Genomic DNA, 25,849 nt, shown 5'->3' on the forward strand with positions numbered 1-25,849 from the left:
CGTTATGAGAAAAAGATTCGTTCAATTTTCTTTTGCAATACTGTATCTAAAGATTTGACAAACCCAGCAAATTCATCGGTAGAAATCATATGAGTAAGAACGAGGCGTCTGCCGTCTGGTGTTTCACCGCATAAGACGAATGAAGAAAATTCATATGTTTTGTTTTCTACTACTAATTTTGGATAGGAATACGTGTCGCTTTTCTTCTTCTTTCCATCAATAGAGATGACGTTGCATTTTTTCTCATTGTTGTCCATGGTGAATCCCTCCTTTCTATTATTTATGGTAGACAAGGAGGGTTTAGAACAATAGAGAAAGGGGAGTTTTTTATGTGTGTAGTAATAGAGTATATTTCAAAAGAAGCTATACCGAAACCTTTATTATTGCTTGCTGATCCAAGTGAGGGGCAAATTGATGCATATGTACAAAGAGGGTTAACATATGTAGCTAAGCAAGAGGAGAGAGTTGTCGGTGTATATGTTCTTTTGGAAACAAGGCCGAAGACGATGGAAATTATGAATATTGCGGTTGTAGAGCATTTGCAAGGAAAAGGGATTGGAAAGCAGCTATTAAGTCATGCCGTAGAAACTGCTAAAGGATATGGTATGTCAAAACTTGAAGTTGGTACAGGCAATTCTAGTGTTTCACAACTTGCTTTATATCAAAAATGTGGATTTCGTATTTTTTCTATTGATTTTGATTACTTTTCAAAGCATTATGAAGAAGAGATTATTGAAAATGGGATTGTATGTCGTGATATGATTCGGCTTGCAATGGAATTGAATAAGAACGTATAACTTATTTAGGGGGAAGAGAAGATGGAAGTACATAAAGCAATTACAGCACATTCTCGTAAACAAAATGAAAGTGTAAAAGCATGTTTACAATTAGATGCGCAGCGTGAAGCAGCTATTGAAGCAGCCGTATCTCTTGCATCAAAGGGGAAAGAATTTTCGGTTGATGTCATTAATGTTGTAACAAAGCAAATTAATGATCTTGCAAAAAATGGTGTTACACTGCAGCGTAAATATGTTACAGAAGAAATGGTTATGGAGTATGTAAGTCGTTTGCAAGAGAAAGAAGGTCGTTAAAGATGATAGTTACAGTCGAATGGTTACGTGAGCATATAGAAGATGAGAATGTCCGTATAATCGATTGTCGTTTTGATTTAGCGAATCCTAATTGGGGTAGAGAAAAGTATGAGGAAGAACATATTCTTCATGCATTATATTTTGATTTGAATTTAGATTTATCAAGTCCTGTAACAGAACATGGTGGTCGCCATCCATTGCCGAATATTGAGGAGTTTGCAGACAAGCTTTCACAAGCTGGTATTGATGAACATACGACAGTAATTGCATATGACAGTCAAGCGGGTGCAAATGCTTCTCGTCTCTGGTGGTTATTAAACTATGTAGGACATGAGAAAGTATATATATTAGATGGTGGATTTCCAGCTTGGAAAGAGAATGGACTACCGATAACAACGGAAATTCCTGTTGCTATACGAAAAACATTCAAAGCAAATGTACAAGATCATATGCTTGTAACGATGGAAACGGTGAGAGAGAATATTCATGCAGGTGCAGATGTTACGTTAATTGATTCTAGAGAGCCAAAACGTTATGCTGGTGTAGAGGAACTAGTTGATCCAAAAGCAGGACATATTCCGACAGCAGTAAACTATTTTTGGAAGGATGGAATTGTACAATCAGGGCAATTTAAGAATGAAGCTGGGCAACAAGAAAGATTCCGAAATCTTTCGAAAGATAAGGAAACAATTGTATATTGTGGTTCTGGTGTTACAGCCTGTCCAAATATCCTTGCATTGAAATTAGCTGGATTCCAAAATGTTAAATTGTATGCAGGTAGCTGGAGTGATTGGATTTCTTATCCAGAAAATCAAATTGCAAAAGAAGAAGATTAATCACTTGCATGCAAAAATAATTTGTATTAAAATAAGGTCACAAGCAAGAAATTGCTCGAAAAACTTTGTATTTTACACATTGGAAACAATGTGATAATATAACGACAAGTAAATAATACATCCTGCGGTGTACGTAACTTATTTATGTCTAAAACCGATGTTAGTTATACGGAAGCTCAATATTTAGCGACCATCATCAAGCCTTCCTTGTGGAGGAAGATGTACGGTAACTGTGAGGGCATCCACCTGCGAGTAGCGGGTTTTTGGACATTTACGAGGAGCGGCACGTGCGGGGGTCTTATTTCAACTAACATTATATAAAATTCCTACGGTGTACGTAGCTTATGCATGTCTTAAACCAATAAGTTTAATATGGAAGTTCAATATTTAAATGTAGCTAACATGCCATCTTTTTAAGAAGGAAGTTACAAACATTTGTGAGAGCATCCACCTGTGAGAGCAGGTTTATGGACATCTAGAGAGAACGGCATATGTGGGGCTATATAAAAACCTTACGTTTTATACGTAAGGTTTTTTGTTGCATACATATATCTATTTTATCTGGATTCACCTGTGAAGTTTCCATAATAAATATAGCACTTTCTATCTTCATCAATCTCTCTTGAATCTAAAGCGAACTCCATATGCATGCCGTCGCGCTGAATATATATAAGGTCTGAATGAAGAGATGGCAAAATTTCTTCATAGTTCCATACATCTTTCCGATCTATTATGCTTGAACTCGTTTCACTTAGTTCTCTAACCTCAAAACCGATGTGAGAGTATGTAGGATCTGAAGGGTCATTTGCAAACTCTTCTTTTTGAATATATATAACTGCTGTTCCGTCTGGATCTACTGAAGTAGCAGTAACAACATATGTCTTGTTATCCTTTATAAAATATTCACACGTCATGCGTGCGATGATTTCAGAATTAGAAATATTTGCGTAGTTCCATAAAGCAGGATACCTTTTCGTTTCATCATTAAGTCGATATTCTAAGCGCATTTTATCCCTCTTCTTCCTTTTTCTTCTACTTTATCATGTTATCTTATATAATAGGAATAGAATTTAAAAAGGGGAGTGCGAAGGTGACAAAAACGAAATGGCTAGTAGGTGGTGTCGTAACGTCTTTAATGACTGGCACCTTATTTGGCTGCGCACAAGATCTTCCCCCAAAACCGAATGATAATAGTTGTTCAGATTGGGATTGGGATGATGAACTTGGGGTATGGCAGTGTGATGATAGTAGGTCAGGTTATCGTGGGCATTATTTTTATGGTGGGAGTTACTATCAAAATAAATCCACTTTTAAAAATTCATCGGCGTTTAAATCTTATCAATCGTCTGCGGAATTTAAAGGTGGAATTGGAAGCGGTTCAAAGGGAGGATTTGGGGGCTAACATATGTCGCAATACATAAGGGATCGAAAAGAGTTTTATTCGAAATATCCGAATTTTTGGTCGGATTTATATGAATGTGAGTATAGTTTGTTTCATATTTTCTCTATAACAAATCAGACTATGAAACAATTGCAATTAGCAACTGAACGAATGGGAAAAATATTTTTTAAGACTGCTAAACTTTTGCGGAATTTAAGTGACGAACAGCTTCTTGAACTTGGGTATCCTCCTGCAAGCTTATCTTTCATTAGAATGAAAGGATTATATCCTGAATCTGTTATTTCACGATTTGATTTCGTTTTAACAAGTGATAACCAAATTAAAATGCTTGAGTTTAATAGTGATACACCAACTTTTATTATGGAATGCTTTCAAATGAATGGAAAAATTTGTGGGAAACTAGGCTATGATGATCCAAACTTGGGTCAAGAACGATTACTATCTTCTGGTGTTACAAAGGCCGTAATGGAAGCGACAAAGGGAATAGATAACCCAAATGTTGTTTTTACAGCACATCATGAACATATTGAGGATTGGAATACGACTATGTATTTGAGTCAGTTATGCCATGTTGAAAATAAAGTAGTGCCAATGTCAGAACTTAGAATTACAAAAGATGCTTTAGTGGATAGGGATGGAGTACAGATTGATATTTTATATCGCCAAACATATCCGATAGAAGATTTAATTGAGGATCAAGATCCTGAAACAGGAGACTTCGTAGGTGTGGAACTGTTGCAACTTGTAAAAGCCGGAAAGCTTTTTATAATAAATCCTTTGTCAGCATTTTTGCTTCAGCCAAAATCAATTCAGTGTCTTATTTGGGGGTTAGCAGAAGAAAAGGCCTTTTATACAAATGAGGAACAACAGTGGATTAAAGAATATATGTTACCTACATATTTAGAACCAGATTTATTTTTAGGAAAAGGCTCTTTCGTTCAAAAACCTTCATTTGGTAGAGAAGGAGACACAATTACCGTTCGCGATAAGGACGAAAATATTATGATTCAAAATGCACACCAAACGTATAAAGCGTCACTGCCGATATTTCAAAAGTATACAGAACTTCCAGTCGTATCTTTGGAAACAGAGAAAGGGATGGAGAAACTGTCGTATGTGTTTGGTTCGTTTTTAATTGCTGGAAAAGCGAGTAGTATCGGTATTCGCGCTGGGGAAAAAATTACAGGGAATGAATCGTACTATTTACCGGTAGGTATAAAAAAGGAGGAAAGTATATGATTAATTTTTTATTATATTTAGCAGTAACACTGGGCCTTTTATGCATTGGTCTGTTCCTCATGGAAGTGACAACGAAAGTAAAAGAATTTAAGTTAATGGCCCAAGGAAATAAGGCGGTAAGCTATGTACTTGGAGGACGATTACTTGGGTTAGCTATTGTTTTATATTCGACAGCAGCTAATTCCATTTCACTTCTTGATATGGTTTCATGGGGAGCCGTTGGGATTTTGGCTCAAATTATCGTCTTTTATTTAGCTGAGTGGCTTACACCACGCTTTAATATAAACAAAAGTCTTGAAGAAGATAATCAAGCAGTCGGTCTTTTTCTTATGTTTTTATCGCTTTCCATTGGGATTGTAATTGCTGGTTGTATAACTTATTAAAACCTTTACGTTTAGACGTAAAGGTTTTTATTTTATATATGTTAGTTCGCCATACTTTTCGAAAAAATTGTAGGCTACTGTTGACATCTATTTTAAATAAGAGTAACATTTTCTATGTAATAAAAATAAGTCTCTGTTAGGTGAGGCTCCTGTATAGAGAAATGCTACTGCCCAAAAATGTCGAGAGACGCCAATGGGTCAACAGGAATGATCGAATTAAGGTTTTTCTTAACGTAGCTGGTAATGTACCTATGCTATACAGTGCTAAAACTCGGCGAGGGAGAGGTCCGTAGATTTCTAATTGTTTAGGAATCGTTTATTTGTGTATGCCATGACCTTTACTCTTTTCGGAGTAAGGGTCTTTTTGTTACAAATCTATGAGTAACTTCATAGTATAAACTATAAAATTAAACGAGGAGGTGAGGAGCATGTCAAATTCTGACTCGGTTCCGTTACCCATATACTTCAAATCAAAAATATATGATGTAGGCAGGAAACGACTTGTTCCTCCCTCTATATTTATCATAATGTAGCGTTTATATGCATGTTCAAGCGCTAAACACTGTTACGGTAAAGTGGATAAATTGAGAAACAAAGCGTTTCTTCCTATGTTGTACAGGAGGAGACGATAATATGTTATATGCAAACAAAACTGTGGGTAACACGTCATATAAATTAAGTAAAAAATCAATGAAAGAACAAACAATGCTTCAAAAAAATAAAGATTTATTAATTGAAATCGCAACGAGAGATGTAAAATCTGTATTTGCGTATTTTAAAACAACAAGAGACGGATTATCTATGAAAGAGGCACAAAAACGCATTCAAGTATACGGCCGAAACGAATTAATTTCAAAAAGAGCGCGTATTGCGGAAGTAATGATGAAGCTAAGTGGAATGATTCCAGGTTTTTCAAAACAACATGTGCGTGATGGATTACAATGTGAGAAAATTACTGTGTCTCGAGTAGAATGTTCTAGTGTAACAGGTTTAAACGGTGAATTAAAAATGATGAATGTGCCAGTACAAGAGCTTGTTCCTGGGGATATGATTTTTCTTTCAGAAGGTGATACAGTACCAGCAGATGTACGTATCATTTATGCGAATGATTTATTAGTAAATGAATCCGTGCTAACAGGAAAAGATGCAAGTATTGAGAAATTTGAAAGTTGCTATCACCTTGAGCGTAAACGATTTATTCCTTTAAAACGAATGAAAGACTATAATCCACTTGAACTTGAAAACGTATGTTTCAAAGGGACTCATATTGTTGGCGGAAATGCAAAGGCTGTAGTTGTTTCGACTGGGAAAAATACGTATACAGGAATTCTTCATACTTGTTGTAGTAGAACGTCTTAATGTGTAAATGATGCTAAATATACAAAAACAATGTATAATAGACAAAGTTGAAAAAACGTAGAATGGTAATCTATTTATATAACCTTACGTGATGACGTGGGGTTATTATTTTTTTGGTAGGAGAGGGATTATGAAAAAAGTATTATTAGTTGATGGTATGGCACTATTATTTCGTGCTTTTTACGCAACAAGTGTCTACGGACAATTTATGAAACGACAAGATGGTACCCCTACAAATGGGATTCATGGTTATATGAAACATTTATTAACAGCTATGCAAGCAATTGAACCGACACATATCGTAACATGCTGGGATATGGGTAGTACGACATTTAGAACAGAATCGTTCTCGAATTATAAAGCGAATCGTGTAGCGCCGCCTGAAGAATTAATTCCGCAATTTGATTTAGTTCAAGAAATGACTGCGAAATTGTCTATTCCAGTTATCGGTATGAAAGGGTATGAAGCGGATGATTGTATCGGCACGCTTGCAAAACAATACTGTAATGAAGCGGAAGTGTATATTTTAACAGGTGATACGGATTTACTCCAGCTTGTTGATAAGAACGTTACAGTAATGCTCTTGCGCAAAGGAATCGGAAATTACGAATATTACACACCAGAGAAAATCATGGAAGAAAAAGGCGTAGAGCCGTGGCAAATCGTGCATGCGAAAGCATTCATGGGAGATACGAGCGATAATTACCCAGGTGTAAAAGGTATCGGGGAAAAAACAGCGTATAAATTGATTCAAGAGCACGGAACAGTAGCAACTGTACTAGAAAATGTAGCATCATTAACGAAAGCGCAGCGCACAAAGATTGAAAGTGATTTAGAGAACTTAAATATTTCATTGCAATTGGCACAAATTCATTGTGAAGTTCCAATTTCATGTTTACTAGAAGAAGGATTACACACAATGGATGAAGAAAAACTTAGATTCGTTTGTGAAGAAATGAATTGGGGAAGACCTGAAATATTAATCAATATGCTATAAATAGTTTTGAAAGAGGGGTGTTATATAAGTCAAACTTTGACTTATATAACACCCCTCTTTTGGTTTTTACGAACAGTATCGTAGTAAATAAAATTATATCGAACTCAATTTTAAATATATAAATGTTTCGACAAAATATATTGATAGAAGTTGATGACAATAGCAACTTTGATAATGAAATGAAGCAATTTCAAAATGGTTTTAGGATGATCACATTTTTGTATGTTCACAAAGTTGTCAGAAAATAAATGAAATTTTCATATGAAGTTCAAATGGAATTCACAACAATCAATTATTATAAGGGCACACAGATAATTCCTTATCTTTTATATAAACCATCCCCCAAGGAGGACAATGAAAATGAGAAAAAAAGTGAGAAAATCTTTTAAACAATTATTAATTGAAAATAAACAATCACTATTAAATAATAAAGAAAATATGAAAGAAATTGAAGAGAGAATTGAGAAACGACATGTAGCATATAGTGGTGCTAGCAATTGATAATTTTGCTTATGAAAAAAGCTTGTAGTTTGGATAGTATCCAAACTACAAGCTTTTTCTTTTTTATTACTTCCACCAAATCCAAGTCCAAAAGTAATTTCGTATATTTCGAGGGGTAATGCGTATAAAACGTTCACCGTTAAAGAAGCAATTTAAATTTGGAAGTGTTTCATCTGGATTTTCTGAAATAAAAGAGACGATGTTTTCGTTGCTTGTAACGGTTACTGTAATTGGTGGATCGGTAGGCGAGACTTGAAGTTGTAACGAAATATTCGCCGTGTTTTTGAATTCATTATTAACAGGTGGACTTATCACTTGTACTGTGAATAATACAATAATTGTTTCGTTTGGTTCCAAATTAGTAGCGACTAGGAAACCGATATTTGGATTCGCTAGTGGAGAGCGTTCGCTGTTAATAAAGACAGTGCCGTTCATAAATTGTAAACCTAGTGGAATGGTATCTTGTAATGAAACATTTGAAAGTGAAATATCAGAAGTATTTGTAATACGCACCGTATAATCAAAATATTGGTTTAAATAAGCTGAGCTGACGGAAGCATCTTTTACTACTGTTGCAGTTATAAATTGAACTGGTATATGAACGATATTTGAATTGTCAATGAAAGTAATAATTGGGTCCTGTGGTGTCAATTGGAAGGCGGCTGTGACGGAAGCAGAATTGATAATTGTGCTGTTTGAAGGGATAGACGTGACGAGAACTTTAAATGCTATCTTTGCTACGGAGCCAGCTGGTAAAGCACCGATATTCATACCAGTGTCTGGACGGACATTTAAAACAGGAGTGCCGTTAATGGTTACGCTGTTTTCTATAAATGTTGTACCAGTTGGAATGATATCTAGGATAGAAGTACTGATTGTAGGAATTGGTGAATGATTTATTACTTCTAATGTGAAAGTTATGGTCTCTCCTGTTGTTACGATAGATTTATCAGCTGTCTTTTCAATGCGAACCATCGGATCAACTACTGTTGTTGTAACGGTATTTGTTTGCTTTGTAATTGTAATAGGCGGTTCATTCGGATCAATGGTAACAGTATAGGAAACAGAAGCATCGTTATTGATTGCAGATTGAAGAGTTGAAGAAGATATTGTTACTTGGAAAGTAATGATAGCAGATTCATTAGGAACAAGGTTTCCTAATGAAATACCAATTTCAGGATTTGCATTAGGCTGATTGATTCCGTTAATTGTAACGCTGCCCGTAACGAAGGCTGTATCTACTGGTACGGTGTCTATGACAAAAAGATCTTCAATCGTTACATTACCGCTATTCGTAATTGTGATTGTATACGTTACAGTTTGACCAGGTAATGCATTCGTTACATCAACAGACTTAATAGCAAAGACATTATCATTTTGGACAGTTGTTGTGACGGTATTTGTTGTAGTGGTATTCGTAACGGGTACGTTATTTGGATTGACTATATAGTTAAAGGTAGTAATTGCTTTGTTGTTGAGTTCATTTGGTGTCGGGATAGAAGTTACAGTTACTTGGAAGGAAGCGATAGCATTTCCACCTACAATTATAGTGCCAATTGGTATCCCGCTTACTGGATTCACTCCCGGAAGAGTTTCCCCGTTTACAATGATGCTATTTTCAACAAACGTAGTACCTTGAGGAATCATATCTTGAATGACTACATCATTTGCTGCAACATTACCAGTTTGATTGAGTGTAATCGTATACGTTAACGTGTCACCGACTGTTGCAAATGCACGGTCAACAGTTTTATTACTATTCAAAGTCGCATGATTAATTGTTGTTACGGCAGCTGATGAAATAATATTTTCGGTAATAGGTGGTCGATCTGGTAACGTGTATTGGTATTCAATTGTACTCGTGTTAGAGATTGGATTTGTTTGTGGAATGGAAGTAACCCGTACTTGGAATAGAATAGTTGCTGTCGTATTAGGCGGAATGTTATCAAGTTGTATCCCGTTAAGTGGATTGTCATTTGGACGAGCGGTGCCATTCACAATAACACTATTCTCTATAAAGCTCGTATTTGCTGGGATGATATCTGTAACGATAATGTTTTCTACTTGTATATTCCCATTGTTTGTGATGGAAATGGTGTAAGGGATAATCGTTTGTAGGTCAGCATATTGGATAGGTGTTGTTTTTGTTGCGATTACATTAGCAGAAATAACTTCAGTGAAGGTAATATTACTAGTCGATATTTGTTCTTCACCATTAATTGTATAACGAGAAGTTGATTGGTTTTGGATACGGCTGCTAGCTGGAAGAGATACCACGGTAACGGAAAACGTGACTGGGATAGAAGAGTTAGGAGCAATCGTTCCTACAAGTATACCAGTACTTGGATCCGCGTTAAGCTGAGGGATATTATTTACTAAAACACTACCGTCTATAAAGGTTGTTCCATCAGGGATATTGTCTGTAAATACAACAGAAGTAGCATTCGTATTTCCTGTATTCGTTAAAGTTGTTGTATAAGTTAAAATGTCACCAATTGCTACAGAGGTCAAATCAACAGTTTTCAGTGAAACGATATCAGCGTCATTAATTTGAACGAAAGTAGTATTGGAAGTAGTAGATTTTTGAATAGGTGCAAAGTCAGGGTTGAAAATAAAATCGTAGACGATGTTTGCAGTATTAGGTGTTGGGTTTACAGCAGGTAAATTCGTAACGGAAGCTTGGAATATTATTGTTGTTGATTGACCTGATGCGATATTAGGAATAGAAAATCCAATATTTGGATCTGCTGCAGGGAGTACAGTGTTGTTAACTGTTACACTTCCCGGAATAAATACTGTTCCATCCTCTATAGTATCTGTAAAAAAGATGGAGTTAGTTGTAGTGGATCCGTTATTTTGAATGAGTACTGTATATTCAATGGTTTCATCAATATTAGCTAATACTGTATTAGCGGATTTTGTAGCGATAAGAATGGCATCAATAAATTGTATATTTGTAGTATTGGAAGATGTCGTTTCTGAAATTGGTGGCAAGCTTGGGTCTGGCTGATACTCATAGTGGATGACGGCGATATTATTAATGTTATTTTGAGAAGGTGCAGAGACTACATTTACTTGGAATGTAACGATAATTGTATTGTTTGGAAGGATAATATCAAGGGTGATTCCGGTAATTGGATCTTCGTTAGGTCTCGGTATGCCATCTACAAGAATGCTATTTGGAACGAATGTGGTGCCAGCAGCAATTGCGTCAATTAGGAGAGTATTTGTAATAGGTACTGTACCAGCGTTTGTAACTGCGACTGTATATGTGATGATTTGACCTGTGCGTGTAATAGATCTGTTAGCGGATTTAATTGCACTAATATTTGCCGTCCGCACTTCAGTATTTACTGCATTTGATAATGATCTACGCTGAATAATCGGAGAACTAGGGTCAATTTGGTATTCATATGAAGTGTCTGAAATGTTAATGACTGTGTTGCCCTCTGGTATATTTGTAGGTTGTACTTGGAATGAAATAGTGACTGTTTCATTTGGTTGTATCGTGCCGAGGGTTACTCCATTTTCAGGGTTCACACCAGGCTGAATCACATTATTTATTGATAAGCTATCTTCAATGAATATAGTACCTTCTGGAATGTTGTCAATGAACACCGTGTTGTTAGCTGGAACAGTTCCTATATTTTGTAGTGTATTTGTGTAGGTAATATTTTGCCCGATGGATACGAAAGTAACATCCGCCTGTTTAACAGAAATAATATTTGCATTTTGAAGTGATGTTGTAACAATATTAGAATTTGCAGAACGATTCACTGGTGGAGCTGTAGGAATACTTACATATTGGTAATTTACAGATGATTGATTTACAATTTCAGTTTCAGTAGGTGGATTATTTGTTTGTACTTGAAATAGTATCGTTTTGGAACTATTTGGTGGAATCGTTCCAATTGGTATTCCGTTTTCAGGATTTGCATCAGGCTGAAGTACACCGTTAATTGTGACACTGTCTGGAACGAATGTAGTCCCAGCTGGAATAGAATCTGTAAAAGTAATATTTATTGCGTCAACATTTCCGTTATTTTTCACTTCAGAAATATAAAGTATAGTTCCGCCAATATCTACAGTTATTGGATTGGACGTTTTTGTAACTGTCAATTGTGCTTGCACGAAATTTGTAATGACAATATTACTTGTAGATGTTTCAGTAATAGGCGGTTGCCTTGGGTCTGGTTGAATTGTATATGTTGTATTAGATTGATTTGTAATCAATTGTTGTGAGAATGGATCGTTAATAAGAATTTGGAACGAAATAAGGTGAGTAGCGTTTGCTGCTAGGTTAGGCAAAGTAACACCTACATTTGGATTTGCACCAAGTATAGTTGTTCCGTTAAGTGTAAAACTATTGTCTACGAATGTAGTCCCTTCTGGAAGCGTATCTGAAAATATGAGATTAGTAGCTGGAATATTTCCAGTATTTTCTAGCGTTATCGTATAGGTCAAAATATCACCTGTTGTTGCTTGTTGTGCATTGACTGCTTTTAAAGAAAGAACATTCGCATCCGAAATTTGTGTGAAAGCTGGATTAGACGTAATTGTTCGAGAGATGATAGGAGCAGTTGGATCGGCGATAAAAGTATAGTCAATACGGGCTATATTAGAAATTGGATTCACGCTTGGAATGGATTGAACGATAACTTGGAATGTGACGGTGACGATTTCTGAAGGTGCAATGGCGTTTAAGGAGATTCCTACGTTTGGATCAGCACCTGGGGCTGAAACGCCATTTATAGTTACGCTATTCGGAATAAATGCAGTTCCTTCTGGGACCAAATCTGTTAAAGTAACTGTATTTGCAGTTGTATTTCCGTTATTTTGAACGACTACAGTGTAAGTGATTGTACCGTCAGTAGATTGTACGAGAGAATCTGTATTTTTAATTACAGATAGCGATGCATCAACGACAGCTGTATTTACCGTATTAGATGAAGATGTTGCTGTAACTGGAGGTTGACTTGGGTCGACAATATACGTGTAACTTGTAAGTGCTTGATTTATAATTGCTCCTTGCGGTGGAATAGAACTTGCAAGAAATTGGAACGTAATAGTAGCAGAATCACCTGGTGCGATAATACCAACTGGAATACCGAGAGTTGGACTTGCATCTGGAAGTGAGATCCCGTTAAGCGTGACGCTATTTGGAACAAATAATGCCCCTTCAGGAACGCCGTTAATGAGTAATACAGAATTTGCAGGGAAGTTTCCAGTGTTTGTTAATGTTGCTGTATACGTAATGATATCTCCGATAGATACGATTGATCGATTTGCTTCTAAAACCGTTGTAACAGTAGCGTTATTAATTTGTGTAGAAGCACTATTAGAAGTTACTGTGCCTGTAACAGGAGGAGCTGCTGGATCAACGATGAATGCGAATTGAATAGATGCAACGTTTGTAATTGGATTTGAAGGTGGAGTAGATGTAACTATGACTTGGAAAGTAACAGTTAAGGAACTACCCGCGCTAACGGTTCCGATATTAACTCCGTTATTTGGATTTGCACCTGGAATAGTACTTCCATTTACAGCAAAACTATTTTCAACAAAGGTCGTTCCCGCTGGAATGAGGTCTGAGAAATTTACATTCGTAGCGTTTGTATTGCCGCTATTTTGAATTAAAACTGTATAAGTGATCGTGTCTCCAATATTCGCAAAGGCTGTACTAGCAGTTTTTACAGCTGAAAGTATTGCTGAATTAATAGAAGTAACGAAGACGTTCGTTTCCACATTGCCAGGCTGAGCCTGTAATGCATTTCCTACGTTATATTGGAAGTTCACAAATCCTAAGTTTTGGAGTTCAGGTGTGAACGTTGTTGGGTTGCTTATGATTTGAACTTGGAATATGATTGTTACAGTTTGATTTGGAATGATTGTATTTATGCCAATACCGTCAATGATAGAAGCAGATGCTAATGGTGTGCCATCAACAATAACTGATCCTGCAACAAATTGTGTCCACGATGGAATCGGGTCTGAGAAAATAACGTTATTAGCAGGAATATTTCCTGTATTCGTAATCGTAGTTGTATACGTAATCGTATCACCAATCGTTGCAAAAGCTTTATCTCCGATTTTAGTAGTAGTTAAAATAGCACTTTCAATTGTTGTTGTAACACTATTTGAAGTAATGTTTTTTGAAACAGGAGGATTAGCTGGATTGACGATATGTTGGAAACTAACACTAGCTTGATTGGTAATTGGATTTATAGGCGGAATTTCATCGGCACTAATATGAAATGTTACAATGACAGATTCGTTTGGCGCAATATCACCAATTGGAACGCCTGTAATTAGGTCTGCATTTGGGATGGTAGTTCCGTTAAGTGTAAAACTATTCGGTTCAAAGGAAGTTCCGTCTGGAATTAGGTCGGTAAAAATAACATTCGTCGCACTAACATTTCCGCTATTTGTAATCGTAACTGAGTAGACAATATCTTGCCCAATATCTACTGTTTCCACATTTGAATTTTTTTGTGCCGTAAGGATAGCGCTATTAACTTGTGTTGTCGTTGTATTAGATTGATTAGAAGTTGAAATGAACGGCTGATCTGGATCAACAATATAACGGTAAGTGGTAAGAGCCGAATTAGAAATAGGATTGTTGATTGGGAGGGTTGAAACGATGGCTTGAAATGTGACGATTGATGTGTTTCCACCATTAATTGAACCGATATTTACACCAGTAGATAAATCAGCGTTTGGAATGGTTTGCCCATTAACTGTGAAACTGTTTGGAACGAAACTTAAATTGCTATCAAGTATATCGATAACGGTAACATCAGTTGCAGCTACATTCCCGGTATTAGGAAGGTTAAGTGTAAATGTTATTGTATTACCAACATCCGCAAAAGTAAGATTTGCTGTTTTTGTACTAATAATAGTTGCATTGTTTATTTGAAGAAGCGTCGTGTTAGAATTAGCTGTACTTGAAACGGGAGGATTAACAGGATCAACAGTAAACTCATACGTCGTTGATGATGTATTTGGTGCAGGATTAATAGGTGGGATGCTGTTCACTGTAACTTGAAATACGATACTATATATTTCATTCGGTGGAAGTGTTGCAAGTAATACACCGGTATTTGGATTCGCGTCAGGTTGTAAAACACCATCAACAGTTAATGTGTTAGGAACAAATGTGAGTCCACTTGGTAATGCATCTGTAAATACAATATTAGTTGCATCCGTATTACCTATGTTCGAAATAGAAGTAGTATAAAAAGCAGTTTGCCCGATATCTGCAAAGGAGACACTTTCATTTTTCGTCATGGATAATATAGCTTCTTTAATTTGCGTTGAAACGGGATTGCTAATTGAAGTTTCTGCATCAGGCGGTGAAACTAATTGATACGATGTTGATGAAAAATTTACAATTGGGTTTTCGGTTGGTAATGACGTTACAGTAACTTGGAACGAAACTGTTACTGTAGTCCCAGCTGTTATAGTCCCAATATTTACACCGTTCGATGGGTCCGCACCGCTTTGGGGAATGCCATTAATAGAAAAAGAGTTTGTAATAAATGTAGTTCCGCTTGGCATTGTATCAGTGAATATAACATTTTGTGCGGCGGAATTTCCGTTGTTTGATAGAGTGACGGTATAGGTGAGTGTGTCTCCAATACGACTAAAGGATTTATCGACTTGTTTTAATGAAAGAATTGTAGCTGTGTTAATTGTAGTGAACACTGTGTTTGAAGTAACATTCCTTGAAACAATAGGAGCATTAGGGTCAGCGATAAATGTGTAAGAAGCATTAGCCGAATTGGCAATAGGATTTTGAACAGGAGTAGAAGTAGCGGTAACTTGAAATGCTATTGCTATTGAGCTGTTAGGAGCAATTGCTCCAATTGTTATGCCTGTATTAGGATTAAGACCAATTTGTGTGATGCCATCTATTGTAACGCTATCAGTAATAAACGTTGTACCATCTGGTATAAGGTCAGTGAACGTAATATTAGTTGCGTTTGTATTACCACTATTCGTTAAAATTGTCGTATAGGTAATGGTATCACCTAGTGTTACAAGTGTTTGATCGACTGATTTAATCATCGTAATCATAGCGTCTAATACAGGGGTGGTAACAATATTCGTTGAAGTAGAAGTAGTAGCAGGAGTTCCGGTTGGATCAACAGTATAAGAATATAAAATCGTATCGTTACCCATAATCGAGCTTGAAGGGGGAACAGAAATAACATTTACTTGGAAAGTAACAGTTACTGTTTCACCTGGAGCGATATTTGGTATAGTTACTCCAAGTGCTGGCTGTGCACCAAGCTGTTGGATGCCATTTATTGTGACCGAATTTGGTATAAATGTAGTGTTAGCTGGAATAGTGCTTGTGAAAGTAATATTCGTTGCTGCAGTATTTCCTGTATTTGTAATAGTAGTTGTATACGTAATCGTATCTCCAACAGAAATGATAGATTTATCAGCACTTTTTGTAGTAGTTAATATAGCACTATTAATAGTTGTCGAAACAGTATTAGATACATTCGTTTGTGATACGGATGGTTGGCTAGGATCGACTACATGTGCAAATTGTACAGAACTAAAATTAGAAATCGGATTTATACTTGGAATGTTTGTAACAAGTACATTAAGAGTAATAACGGCCGTTCCACTTGGGTTTATATTTTCAATCTGAATGCCGTTAGCTGGATTTCCAATTTGCTGTGTACCAGAATCATTTGTCAAAGTTCCGGAAATAAATGTTGTTCCTTCAGGTAAAATATCTGTGAAAATTATATTTTGTGAAGTGACATTTCCAGGGTTACTTAATGTAATTGTATAAGAAATTGTATCGCCAATCGTTGCGAAAGTTTTATCTACAGATTTGATTGCCACAACTTCCCCAGAATTTATTTGTGTTGAAACAGAATTAGATGTCGTATTTCGTGAAACAAGTGGTAAATTAGGTCCTGTCATAAATTGATAATCAATGGAAGCGCCGTTTACAACTGGTGAGTTTGGTCCTCCAGGTCCGATTGTAAAAATAGGATTTGGGATGCTAACTACTTGCACACGGAAGGTAACGTTTATAAAATCTCCTGCAATAATATCCCCAATTGGTATCCCGTTCGCTGGATTTACTCCAGGTAATAAAACCCCACCTACTCGAACGCTATCCTCTATAAATACTGTATTATTTGGAATCGGATCTGTAAAAATGATATTAGTAGCAGTTGTGTTCCCTATATTTTCTAATAAAACAGTATACGTTAAAAATGAATTTCCAGGTGCGATGTCAGAAAAGATACGGTCCACACTTTTCGTTGCTTGAATGATTGCTTCGTTAATTTGAACTAAAGTTGGATTACTTGTAGCTGTTTCTGTCACCGGTGGCTGCGTAGGGTCAACAATGATAGAGTATGTTGTGCTAGATTGGTTCAATGTTGGATTTGTAGCTGGTATTGAGCCAACGATAGCTTGAAAGCTAATTATTATCGTTCCTCCAACTGGAATTGAGTCTAAAGAAATCCCGCTATCTGGCCTAAAGCCAAGTTGTGGGATGGAGTTAATTTGTATACTATCAGGAACGAATGAAAGTTCAGGTGGTAATATATCGATAAAAACAGGTGTGTTTGCGGTAGTATTTCCGCTATTAGTGAGGGTAGTTGTATACGTAATTGTATCTCCAACAGCAGCAAATGCACTGCTTGCAGTTTTTGTTGCGATAACGGAAGCAGTATTTACTTGTGTAAAAGTTTTATTGGATTGAACTGTTCGTGAAACAGGCGGTTCATTTATATCAACAATAAAGCTATATTGAAGCGATGATTTGTTAGGAATTGGATTAGGATTTGGAAGTGTTGCAATGTTTACTTGAAAACTGAGTGTAATCGATGCATTTGCATTCAAGTTACCAATATTGATACCATTTTGTGGATTTGCATTCGGAACGGTTACACCGTTTATTTTAAAACTATTTGGGACAAAGGTAGTACCATTTGGAATTGTATCTGTAAATACAATGTTGTTAGCAGTAGTATTTCCTGTGTTTGTAACAACTGAGGTGAATGTAATGGTATCTCCAATTGTAGCGAAAGTTGTACTCGCATTTTTATTTAAAACTAAAGTAGCATCAATAATTGGGGTAGCAGTCGTGTTTGTTACAGTGCTTCCAACAGCAGGTGTTTGGTTTGGATTCACTGTATATTCATAATTTACAAGGGCGTTATTCGTTAAAGTACCGCTAGGAGGAATCTCAAGAATTTTTACTTGGAATGTAAGAAAAGTAGTTCCTCCAGGTGAAATATCGTCTAAACGAATACCTAATGAAGGATCTAATCCAGGTTGAGAAACGTTATTTATCGTAACGGAATTCGGTATGAAGGATGCACCTGGTCCAAGTCCGTCTGTTAAAACGGTTGCACTAGCAGGGATATTACCCGTATTTGCCATTGCAATCGTATAGGTAACAATATCACCAATTGCAGCTGTCGGTGTATTTACTGACTTTGTAGCGATAATAGTAGCGTTATTAATTTGAGTTGTTATTACGTTACTTAGCGTATTGGCGGATGCTGGAGGTAAGTTAGGATCTACGACATATTGGTACGTTGTATTGCTTTGGTTCGGTATTGGATTCGGACTAGGGATTGAATTTACGATTACTTGGAACGAGATGATTGTATTTGCATTTGGATTTATTGGATCAATTGTTACACCAGTTGCTGGATTTACATTAGGAAGCGTAGTGCCATTTACTGTTACACTATTTGGAATAAATGACGTTCCATTAGGAATGGCATCTGTAAATACTACATTTGATGCAAGTGTGTTCCCGCTATTCGTTAAAGTAGTCGTGTACGTAATAATATCATTTACGTTCGCAAACTGTTTATCTGCAGATTTTGCAGCGGTAATCGTAGCGTTATTAATAGTTGTCTGTACAGTGTTAGAGGCCACCATCTGCATGATGGCTGGTTTGGATGGATCGTACGTGTATTGGAATGTAGTGCCTGATTGATTCGTAATTGGATTTACAGCAGGAATAGTTGGTACAAAAACTTGGAATGAAACGGTACGTGATGAATTTGCCCCAATCGTACCGATCAAAATGCCGTTAGCAGGATTTGCATTTGCTATAGGGACACCGTTAATCGTTACAGTATTAGGAAGGAAGATGGTACCATCTGGAATGATATCTGTAAACGTTACATTAGTGGCAGGGATATTGCCGTTATTCGTTAAAATTGTTGCATAAATTATGACATCGCCAACATCAGCGAAATTTGTACTTGTTAGTTTTGTAGCAACAAGATTTGCGGTGTTAATTTGTGTCGTTACGATATTGCTAGTGGCATTTCTAACAACAGCAGGTAAATTTGGATCTGCGATAAAGCTATATTGTAGTGCAGCACTATTTTGAACTGGATTTGGTGAAGGTAAACTATTTGCACTAATTTGAAAAACAATGGTTGTAATTCCATCTGCGGGAATTGTCCCAACTTGAAGACCAGCACTTGGATCAGCACCTAGCTGTAAAGCACCGCCTATAAAAATACTATTTGGTACAAGAGTCGTACCAGGAGGGAGTATGTCGGTAACGACTACATTATTCGCTGGAGTATTCCCAGGGTTAGCTAAAGCAATTGTATATGTGATTGGTTGCCCAACATCAGCAATAGTTAAATCTACCTGTTTGACAATAACTACATTTGCTAAATTAATTTGTGTGCTTACAGTGTTACTTAAAGAGGTTTCTATAGTTGGTGGATCGCCTGGATTTAGAATAAAGCTATACTGTGTACTAGATGAATTTGTTGTTGGATTTTGTGTAGGTAAAGCAGTGACGGTTACTTGATAAGAAACAGTAATTTCACCGTTAGCAGGAATGGAAGGTAACGGAACACCGACGTTTGGATCAGCGTTATTTTGGAGTACACCATTAATAAGGAAAGTGTTTGGAATAAAGGTAGTACCGTCTGGATTTGTATCTACAAAAGTAGGGCTATCAGCAGTAACACTTCCTGCATTCGTTAAAAGAATAGTATAAGTTAATACATCCCCAACAGTAGCAAACGCCCGATCCACTGTTTTTGCTGAAATGACATTTGCATCGTTTACTTGAGTAAATGTAGTGGTTGAAGTAGTGTTCTTACTTACAGGTGAAGCGTTTGGATCAACGATAAAATTATAGGAAATGGAGGCATTATTCGAAATAGGATTTGGGTTTGGAATACTAGTTATTAATACTTGGAATGAAGCTGTAATTGTAGTACCAGCATTGATACTACCGATATTGATGCTAGCTGGTGTAACGCCTGGTTGAGTAACATTGTTAATCGTAACACTGTCTGGCACAAAGGCAGTACCATTCGCAATTGAATCGGATAGTAATACATTGTTCGCCGCAACATTTCCATCGTTTGTAAGAGCAAAGGTATAAGTTAATACATCTCCAACTTCCGCAAATGTTTTATCTACAGACTTAGTAGCTTGAAGGTTTGCTAGTCTAATTGTTGATGTAACAGAATTAGAATTTGCTGTTTTTGAAGTTGGTGGTAGACTCGGATTTACAGTATATAGATAAGACGCGAAAGCATTATTAATGATAGGATTTTGGGCGGTAATATTGATGACTGTTACTTGGAAAGAAAGGGTAAAAGTAGCTCCGCCAGGAATTGTGCCGATAGGTAAGGCAATGAGAGAATCTACATTTTGCAAAACTCCATTTAATGTTACAGTACCAGGAGTTAATATCGCTCCATTTGGAAGTGGATCTGTTAGTTGCACGTTAGTTGCAGCTGTATTTCCGCTGTTTGTAATAAGGATTGTATAACTTATCGTTTCGCCAATTGTGGCAAATTGTTTGTTTGTTGATTTTGTTAATGTTACATTCGCATTGTTAATTTGAGTGGAAACGAGATTAGAAGAAATGTTTTTTGTAACGGGTGATTGGCTTGGATTGACAGTGTATTGATAAGAAGCGCTTGATCCATTAGATACGACATTTAGCGCGGGTATTGTGTTTACTACTACTTGAAACGAAACATTTTTTGTTGAGCCAGTTGTGATCGATCCAATGTTCACACCGTTAGTGGGATTTGCGCCCACTTGTGTCGTGCCATCTATTGTTAAACTGTTAAGGACAAAAGTTGTTCCGGTAGGAATGATATCTGTAAAAATAACGTTGTTCGCATTCGTATTACCTGTACCTGTAAAGGAAACGGTGTACGTTAGTGTATCACCAATATCTGCAAAATTTTTATCGACTGCTTTCGTCATTGTTACAGTAGCATTGTTCACTTGAGTGGAGACAATATTCGTCGTATCAGTCCCGCTTACTGCCGGTTGATTTGGCACAGGAATGTATTGATATGTTGTTGAGCCACTATTTAATATTGGATTTGTTTGGGGGATAGAAGGAACGAATACTTGAAATGAAACAGTAGTCGTAGAATTAGCAGCAATAGTTCCAATGGATATACCATTAGCGGGATTCGCTCCAGCTTGAGTAACTCCGTTAACAGTTACACTTCCCGGAATGAAAGTAGTCCCGCTAGGAATCGGATCCGTATATATAACGTTCGTTGCAGCGATATTTCCTACATTAGCTAAGGCAATACTGTAAGTTAACGTTTCGCCAATATCGGTAAATATTTTGTTAACTGATTTTGTGCCATTAATATCTGCGAGGTTAATTTGTGTTCCTGCAGAGTTGCTTGTGGCAAGACCATTAAAAGTTGTTCCTCCGGCGATCGGTGTATATTGAAATGTAATATTAGCAGTGTTAGAGATAGGGTTTTGGCTTGGAAGAGAAACGACAGTAGCTTGAAAAGTTACTGTGCGAGAAGCGTTATTATTAATGGTTCCAAGAGATATACCGGCGGTAGGATTTGCATTTGTTTGTGGTACGTTATCTACTGTTACACTGCCGGGTATAAAAGAAGTACCGCTAGGGAGACTATCTATAAAAATAGCATTATTGGCGGGAAGGAGCCCGGTGTTAGGGATAGTAACTGTATAAGTTAGAATATCTCCAATTGCTGCAACACTTTTATTTACGCTTTTCGTTGCTTGTATATTTGGTGAGTTTATATTAATTTGTAAGCCGACTGTATTTAACATATATGCATCTCCGTTAGTTGTTAAACGGATTGCGGCGGACACTTGGGAGTTTGTTAAATAAGGAGAAATATCAATGGAAGTAATGTCCCAGCCTTGTCTTCCTGCAGATATATTTGTACTTGTAGAAGCGCTTTGGTTTCGTGTGCCAAATGTTCCAGTTGTATCTAAATTTCCAGCAGCATTATTCACTTGAGAACCGAAGAAATTATTTATCGCATTATTTGGCCCAGATAAAGCGTTTAATGAACTGAAATTTGGTCCGAATAATGCTTGATCCCCAGTTAAATCAGCATCCCCTTCCGTAGAACTTAAAAATAACCTCCCGCTTACAGGTCCCCCTGAAGGTGTTAAAAATCCTGAGACAGATACATCGGCACTACCAGTTTCTGCGGAAACACGGTTACCTGCTACATAAATCGTCAAGTTTCTTGCAGGCAATGTTCCGTTTTGATAAGCGACGATAAGTGTCCATCCAGCCGAATTAATTGTTCCGTTAGAAGCATCTATAGGGTCCACAAGTCCAGGGACAGAGCCGGTTGTATAAGAGCCAGATCCTCCAGCTTGAACGAGAGATGTTACATCTGCAGAACGTGTATAGAATCCAAATGTGACGGATCCGGAAACGAATGTTTGATTAGAAGCTGTAACAGCAGAAGGCGTAATTGAGTATGTTGAAACAGGTGTTGTAAAAGAAACAGGGTTTCCTAAAACATTCGTAATGTTTTGATCACGAGATAAATAGTTGCCACCCCAAACAAGTTCTGCGTAAAGAATCGTACTACCAGCAGGGATATTTAAAATAGCGGTAGAACTATTTTGTGTATAGTTTAACGTTGTACCAGCAGGAAAAGTAGGTACTTGTAAAGCGGTATTCGTAGTTGCGAATGCACCAATTGCCCCGATTGTACCAGCACGGTTTTGATTACTAATTTTACTTAAGCCTAAAGTATTTCCTGTAATAGCGAGTGCGCCGTTTGTGGTGGTAGAAAATCGATTCGTAATGGGCATGTTGTCACCTCATTTACAATATAGTCTTGGTCAAAATAGGATATGTGTGTGACAAATAAAGGGAAACATGTACAAGTTGATTTAGTAATAATGATTTAAATGTCTAAATAAGGGGTTGGAGAATGATTGGATTGAAAATAAGAGTGGAGCGTCTTAGAAAAGATAATATAAATGATATTGTTGCATTATCTTCTTATATTGGTTGGGATTATAACAGAGAAGAAGTTGAAACGATTTTTAATTCAGGTATTGTATATGGCGTATGGAATGAGAGAAAAGAACTGATTGCAAGCGCTGCAATTATATTATACGGAGAGGCGTTAGCGTCAATAGGAATGGTAATTGTCCATCCGGATTATAAGGGAAGAGGGATTGGAAAGGCGATAACGAGTTCTTGCATGAATAGCGTATCAGCTCGAACTTCAATTATGCTGATTGCTACAGATGAGGGGAAGCCTTTATACGAAAAGTTAGGATTTAGGGCAGTGAGCTATATTTCTAAATACATATGTAACTCGTACAATACGAATTATAACTGTCAAGGAAATGAAGAATATGTGATGAATTATAAAGAGGGGGATTTAGAAGAAATAATAAAAATAGATGAAGGCGCATTTGGAACAAGTCGAAACGAGTTTTTAAAACAAAGAATTATGCAAAGTGATCAGTGTGTCGTTATAAAGGATACAAAAGAAAATGTAGTAGGATACGGTATAAGTGTACAATCGCCAGAAAATAAAATAATAGGACCGATCGTTGCTAAAAATGATGCAATGGCAATGAGAATAGTACATGCTTTAGCAAGAGGGCATGATGGGAGATTAAGAATGGATGTACCAGAAGGAAAGAAAGGTTTCATGAAAGAATTAGAGATTACTGGTTTTCAAAAGGTTAATACACCGCCAATTATGATGAGAAATAGTGATCAATTTTTGAAAAGAAATGGGGAACTATACAGTATTGCAGCGCAAATTTTTGGATAAAAAAGAATCCTTCTAAATGAAGGATTCTTTTTTATTAATCACGATATTGGTCGTGAGTTGGTTGGAAGAGGTCTTCCTCGATATCTCTCACCATAGAAAAATGATCCACATTATAATGACCGTGTAGAACTTTATTATGGTGCTCGATAATTTGTTCTGCAGATAACACGTTAGAATCAGTTGTGGAATGACCGTTTTTAATTAATGTAACATCAAATCCTTGTACAGTAGCTGTTCTAACTGCGGTGTCGATGCAATGTTCTGTTTTACATCCACCGATAACGATATGATTAATTTTTTCTTCTTTTAAAAGTTCAAGTAGAGAAGTGCCATAGAATGCGTTTGTTGCTGCTTTATTAATAAGGATTGCAGACTGAGGTACTTGAATTTCATTATGTACTTCAAATCCTTCTCCGCTACCAGAAGCAACATCGATATCTCTTACGAAAACAACAAGGGCATTTGCATCTAGTGCTTTCTGTACGGCTGTATTTAGTGTAGCTAATAGATCTTTTTTACGAAAAACTTCATTTTCTTTTTCATTTCCATCCATTAATTCTTGCTGCGCATCGATAATTAATAGTGCTTGTTTCATCGTGTCTCCCCTTTAATATGAAATAAGTTCCACTATACATATTCATTCATATTGCAAGGAAATCCTCTATTGTCTATGCAGTAGACGATAGATTTACAAAGTTGTCAAAGAAATTTCATTCTCATAGCGTGTAAAAACATGTATGATAGGAGATGGAGAATTTTTGAGTAGGTGGGAATATCATGCAAACAGTAGAAGATTATCTTTCATTCTTACATACGAAAGGATTTAAACTATCAGAGGAAGCACAAGGGTTTATTATGTTCGGACAAGGATATACTGGTGCATCTGATGGAATTGTGAACGCAGCAATAGAAGCGACAATTAAACATCAATTACAGTTTGATGGGAGTTATTTTGTTGCGTTATTAGAACGTTTGAAAGAAGAAGAAATTACAGATAAAAAAAGCGCTAAGGCTTTTATGCGGAAGTTACAAGCGTAACTTCACGCAGCCTGCGCTTCTTTTTTTGTTTTGGAAGGTAATTCAACAAAAACCATGCCTAGGAAAATACATAGGCATCCGATAATAGCAGAAATAGAAAGTTGTTCGTTTGCAACGAGAACGCCTGTTAATGCAGCAAAAACGGGCTCCATTGCGAAAATAATTGCTACTCTCGTTGGAGACGTATGTTTTTGTGCCGATGTTTGAATGAAAAAAGCAATGGATGTCGCGAATAGGGAAGTTAGAAATAGAGCAAATAAAAAGGAAGAATTCGTCCATAGTGCTACTGAAAATAATTTTTCCCAATCTTCAAACAAAAAGGCGCAAATAGAAGAAAACATACCGACAGCTAATACTTGCGACGTGCTTAACAATAATGGTGATATTTTCTTAGAGAAGAAGCCGTTAACAAGAATATGAGCGGCGAAAGCAACTGCACAACCGAGAACGAGTATATCTCCAATGTTCAATTGAAAAGAATCACCGGCCGTTAATAAGTATAAACCAGCCGTTGCTACAGCAATGCCCATTACGATAAAAATGGTAGCTCTTTGTTTTAAAAAGATAAAAGACAAAATGGGTACCATAACGATACTAAGCCCTGTTAAGAAACCAGCTTTTGAAGAAGTTGTATAAAGTAAGCCGAATGTTTGTAATACATAGCCAACGCATAAAAAAAATCCAACGATTAATCCAGCGAGACTACTCTGTTGTATATCTTGTTTTGAAGATTTTTTTGAGAAAATCATTTGAACGAACAATAAAATAATTCCAGCGAATAAAAAGCGAATACCATTAAAAGTAAATGGACCAACGAAAGACATAGCATTTTGAACGACAACAAATGTAGCTCCCCAAATAAAAGAGACAAATAATAAAGCAAGAGGAGCAACCCAATCTTTTTTCACACTCATACCCCCG

The 25,849-nt window shown here is 36.6% G+C and carries 16 protein-coding genes, 2 other RNA genes and 1 riboswitch; of the genes, 13 read left to right on the forward strand and 5 right to left on the reverse strand.

The window, feature by feature from the left end:
- Positions 1 to 2: 2 nt before the first annotated feature.
- Entirely contained in the window at positions 3 to 257 is a 255-nt protein-coding gene (locus tag JDS82_RS04285) for a DUF3931 domain-containing protein (protein WP_000369740.1), read from the reverse strand.
- A gap of 72 nt (positions 258 to 329) precedes the next feature.
- On the opposite strand from JDS82_RS04285, the gene JDS82_RS04290 reads away from it, so the two are divergent.
- From JDS82_RS04290 to ssrS (JDS82_RS04310), 5 genes are all read left to right on the forward strand, one after another.
- Positions 330 to 797: a GNAT family N-acetyltransferase gene (locus JDS82_RS04290; protein ID WP_048566797.1), complete on the forward strand. Its 468-nt coding sequence runs from the start codon at positions 330 to 332 to the stop codon at positions 795 to 797.
- 21 nt (positions 798 to 818) lie between these two features.
- Positions 819 to 1,091, forward strand: a complete 273-nt coding sequence (locus tag JDS82_RS04295; protein ID WP_000451808.1) for a YpbS family protein — start codon at positions 819 to 821, stop codon at positions 1,089 to 1,091.
- A gap of 2 nt (positions 1,092 to 1,093) precedes the next feature.
- Positions 1,094 to 1,927, forward strand: coding sequence for a sulfurtransferase (locus tag JDS82_RS04300; protein ID WP_064056757.1), 834 nt, complete (start codon positions 1,094 to 1,096; stop codon positions 1,925 to 1,927).
- A 116-nt stretch (positions 1,928 to 2,043) separates the two neighbouring features.
- Positions 2,044 to 2,226: non-coding RNA, 6S RNA (ssrS, locus tag JDS82_RS04305), on the forward strand.
- 21 nt (positions 2,227 to 2,247) lie between these two features.
- Positions 2,248 to 2,431, forward strand: a non-coding RNA gene (gene ssrS, locus JDS82_RS04310) — 6S RNA.
- Positions 2,432 to 2,484: 53 nt separating this feature from the next.
- Here ssrS (JDS82_RS04310) and JDS82_RS04315 read toward each other — a convergent pair.
- Complete coding sequence (locus JDS82_RS04315; protein ID WP_001235541.1) at positions 2,485 to 2,934, reverse strand: hypothetical protein; 450 nt, start codon at positions 2,932 to 2,934, stop codon at positions 2,485 to 2,487.
- 83 nt (positions 2,935 to 3,017) lie between these two features.
- Here JDS82_RS04315 and JDS82_RS04320 point away from each other — a divergent pair, with 83 nt between their 5' ends.
- The 6 genes from JDS82_RS04320 (at position 3,018) to JDS82_RS04345 (ending at position 7,808) form a co-directional block, all read left to right on the forward strand.
- On the forward strand, positions 3,018 to 3,329 hold the full coding sequence (locus tag JDS82_RS04320; RefSeq protein WP_000169026.1) for a hypothetical protein: 312 nt from the start codon (positions 3,018 to 3,020) through the stop codon (positions 3,327 to 3,329).
- A gap of 3 nt (positions 3,330 to 3,332) precedes the next feature.
- Positions 3,333 to 4,568: a glutathionylspermidine synthase family protein gene (locus JDS82_RS04325; protein ID WP_064056755.1), complete on the forward strand. Its 1,236-nt coding sequence runs from the start codon at positions 3,333 to 3,335 to the stop codon at positions 4,566 to 4,568.
- Positions 4,565 to 4,951: a DUF350 domain-containing protein gene (locus JDS82_RS04330; RefSeq protein WP_000606860.1), complete on the forward strand. Its 387-nt coding sequence runs from the start codon at positions 4,565 to 4,567 to the stop codon at positions 4,949 to 4,951. Before JDS82_RS04325 ends, JDS82_RS04330 begins: the two co-directional genes overlap by 4 nt.
- Positions 4,952 to 5,076: 125 nt before the next feature.
- Positions 5,077 to 5,242, forward strand: a riboswitch (M-box (ykoK) riboswitch).
- A gap of 342 nt (positions 5,243 to 5,584) precedes the next feature.
- Positions 5,585 to 6,310, forward strand: a complete 726-nt coding sequence (locus JDS82_RS04335; protein ID WP_000964966.1) for a P-type ATPase actuator domain-containing protein — start codon at positions 5,585 to 5,587, stop codon at positions 6,308 to 6,310.
- 130 nt (positions 6,311 to 6,440) lie between these two features.
- A complete protein-coding gene (locus JDS82_RS04340; protein WP_000757060.1) occupies positions 6,441 to 7,307 on the forward strand; it encodes a 5'-3' exonuclease in 867 nt (288 codons plus the stop codon).
- Positions 7,308 to 7,667: 360 nt separating this feature from the next.
- Entirely contained in the window at positions 7,668 to 7,808 is a 141-nt protein-coding gene (locus tag JDS82_RS04345; protein WP_001228048.1) for an FbpB family small basic protein, read from the forward strand.
- A gap of 66 nt (positions 7,809 to 7,874) precedes the next feature.
- Here the strand turns inward: JDS82_RS04345 and JDS82_RS04350 are convergent, their stop codons facing one another.
- Positions 7,875 to 22,907: a DUF7507 domain-containing protein gene (locus tag JDS82_RS04350; RefSeq protein WP_199712755.1), complete on the reverse strand. Its 15,033-nt coding sequence runs from the start codon at positions 22,905 to 22,907 to the stop codon at positions 7,875 to 7,877.
- Positions 22,908 to 23,029: 122 nt separating this feature from the next.
- Between JDS82_RS04350 and JDS82_RS04355 the strand changes: the two genes are divergently transcribed.
- Positions 23,030 to 23,890 (forward strand): GNAT family N-acetyltransferase, encoded by an 861-nt coding sequence (locus JDS82_RS04355; RefSeq protein ID WP_199712756.1) that lies wholly within the window; start codon positions 23,030 to 23,032, stop codon positions 23,888 to 23,890.
- A 34-nt stretch (positions 23,891 to 23,924) separates the two neighbouring features.
- Here JDS82_RS04355 and JDS82_RS04360 read toward each other — a convergent pair whose 3' ends face one another.
- On the reverse strand, positions 23,925 to 24,485 hold the full coding sequence (locus JDS82_RS04360; RefSeq protein ID WP_199712757.1) for a cysteine hydrolase family protein: 561 nt from the start codon (positions 24,483 to 24,485) through the stop codon (positions 23,925 to 23,927).
- A 182-nt stretch (positions 24,486 to 24,667) separates the two neighbouring features.
- Here JDS82_RS04360 and JDS82_RS04365 point away from each other — a divergent pair, with 182 nt between their 5' ends.
- Positions 24,668 to 24,928 carry a DUF6123 family protein gene (locus JDS82_RS04365; RefSeq protein WP_001195212.1) on the forward strand — a complete coding sequence of 87 codons (261 nt, stop codon included), beginning with the start codon at positions 24,668 to 24,670 and terminating at the stop codon, positions 24,926 to 24,928.
- A 2-nt stretch (positions 24,929 to 24,930) separates the two neighbouring features.
- Here the strand turns inward: JDS82_RS04365 and JDS82_RS04370 are convergent, their stop codons facing one another.
- Complete coding sequence (locus tag JDS82_RS04370) at positions 24,931 to 25,836, reverse strand: DMT family transporter (protein ID WP_000711192.1); 906 nt, start codon at positions 25,834 to 25,836, stop codon at positions 24,931 to 24,933.
- Positions 25,837 to 25,849 lie beyond the last annotated feature (13 nt).

This window comes from Bacillus cereus group sp. N14 (genome assembly GCF_016483555.1).
In the GTDB taxonomy this organism is placed as follows: Bacteria; Bacillota; Bacilli; order Bacillales; family Bacillaceae_G; genus Bacillus_A; species Bacillus_A wiedmannii.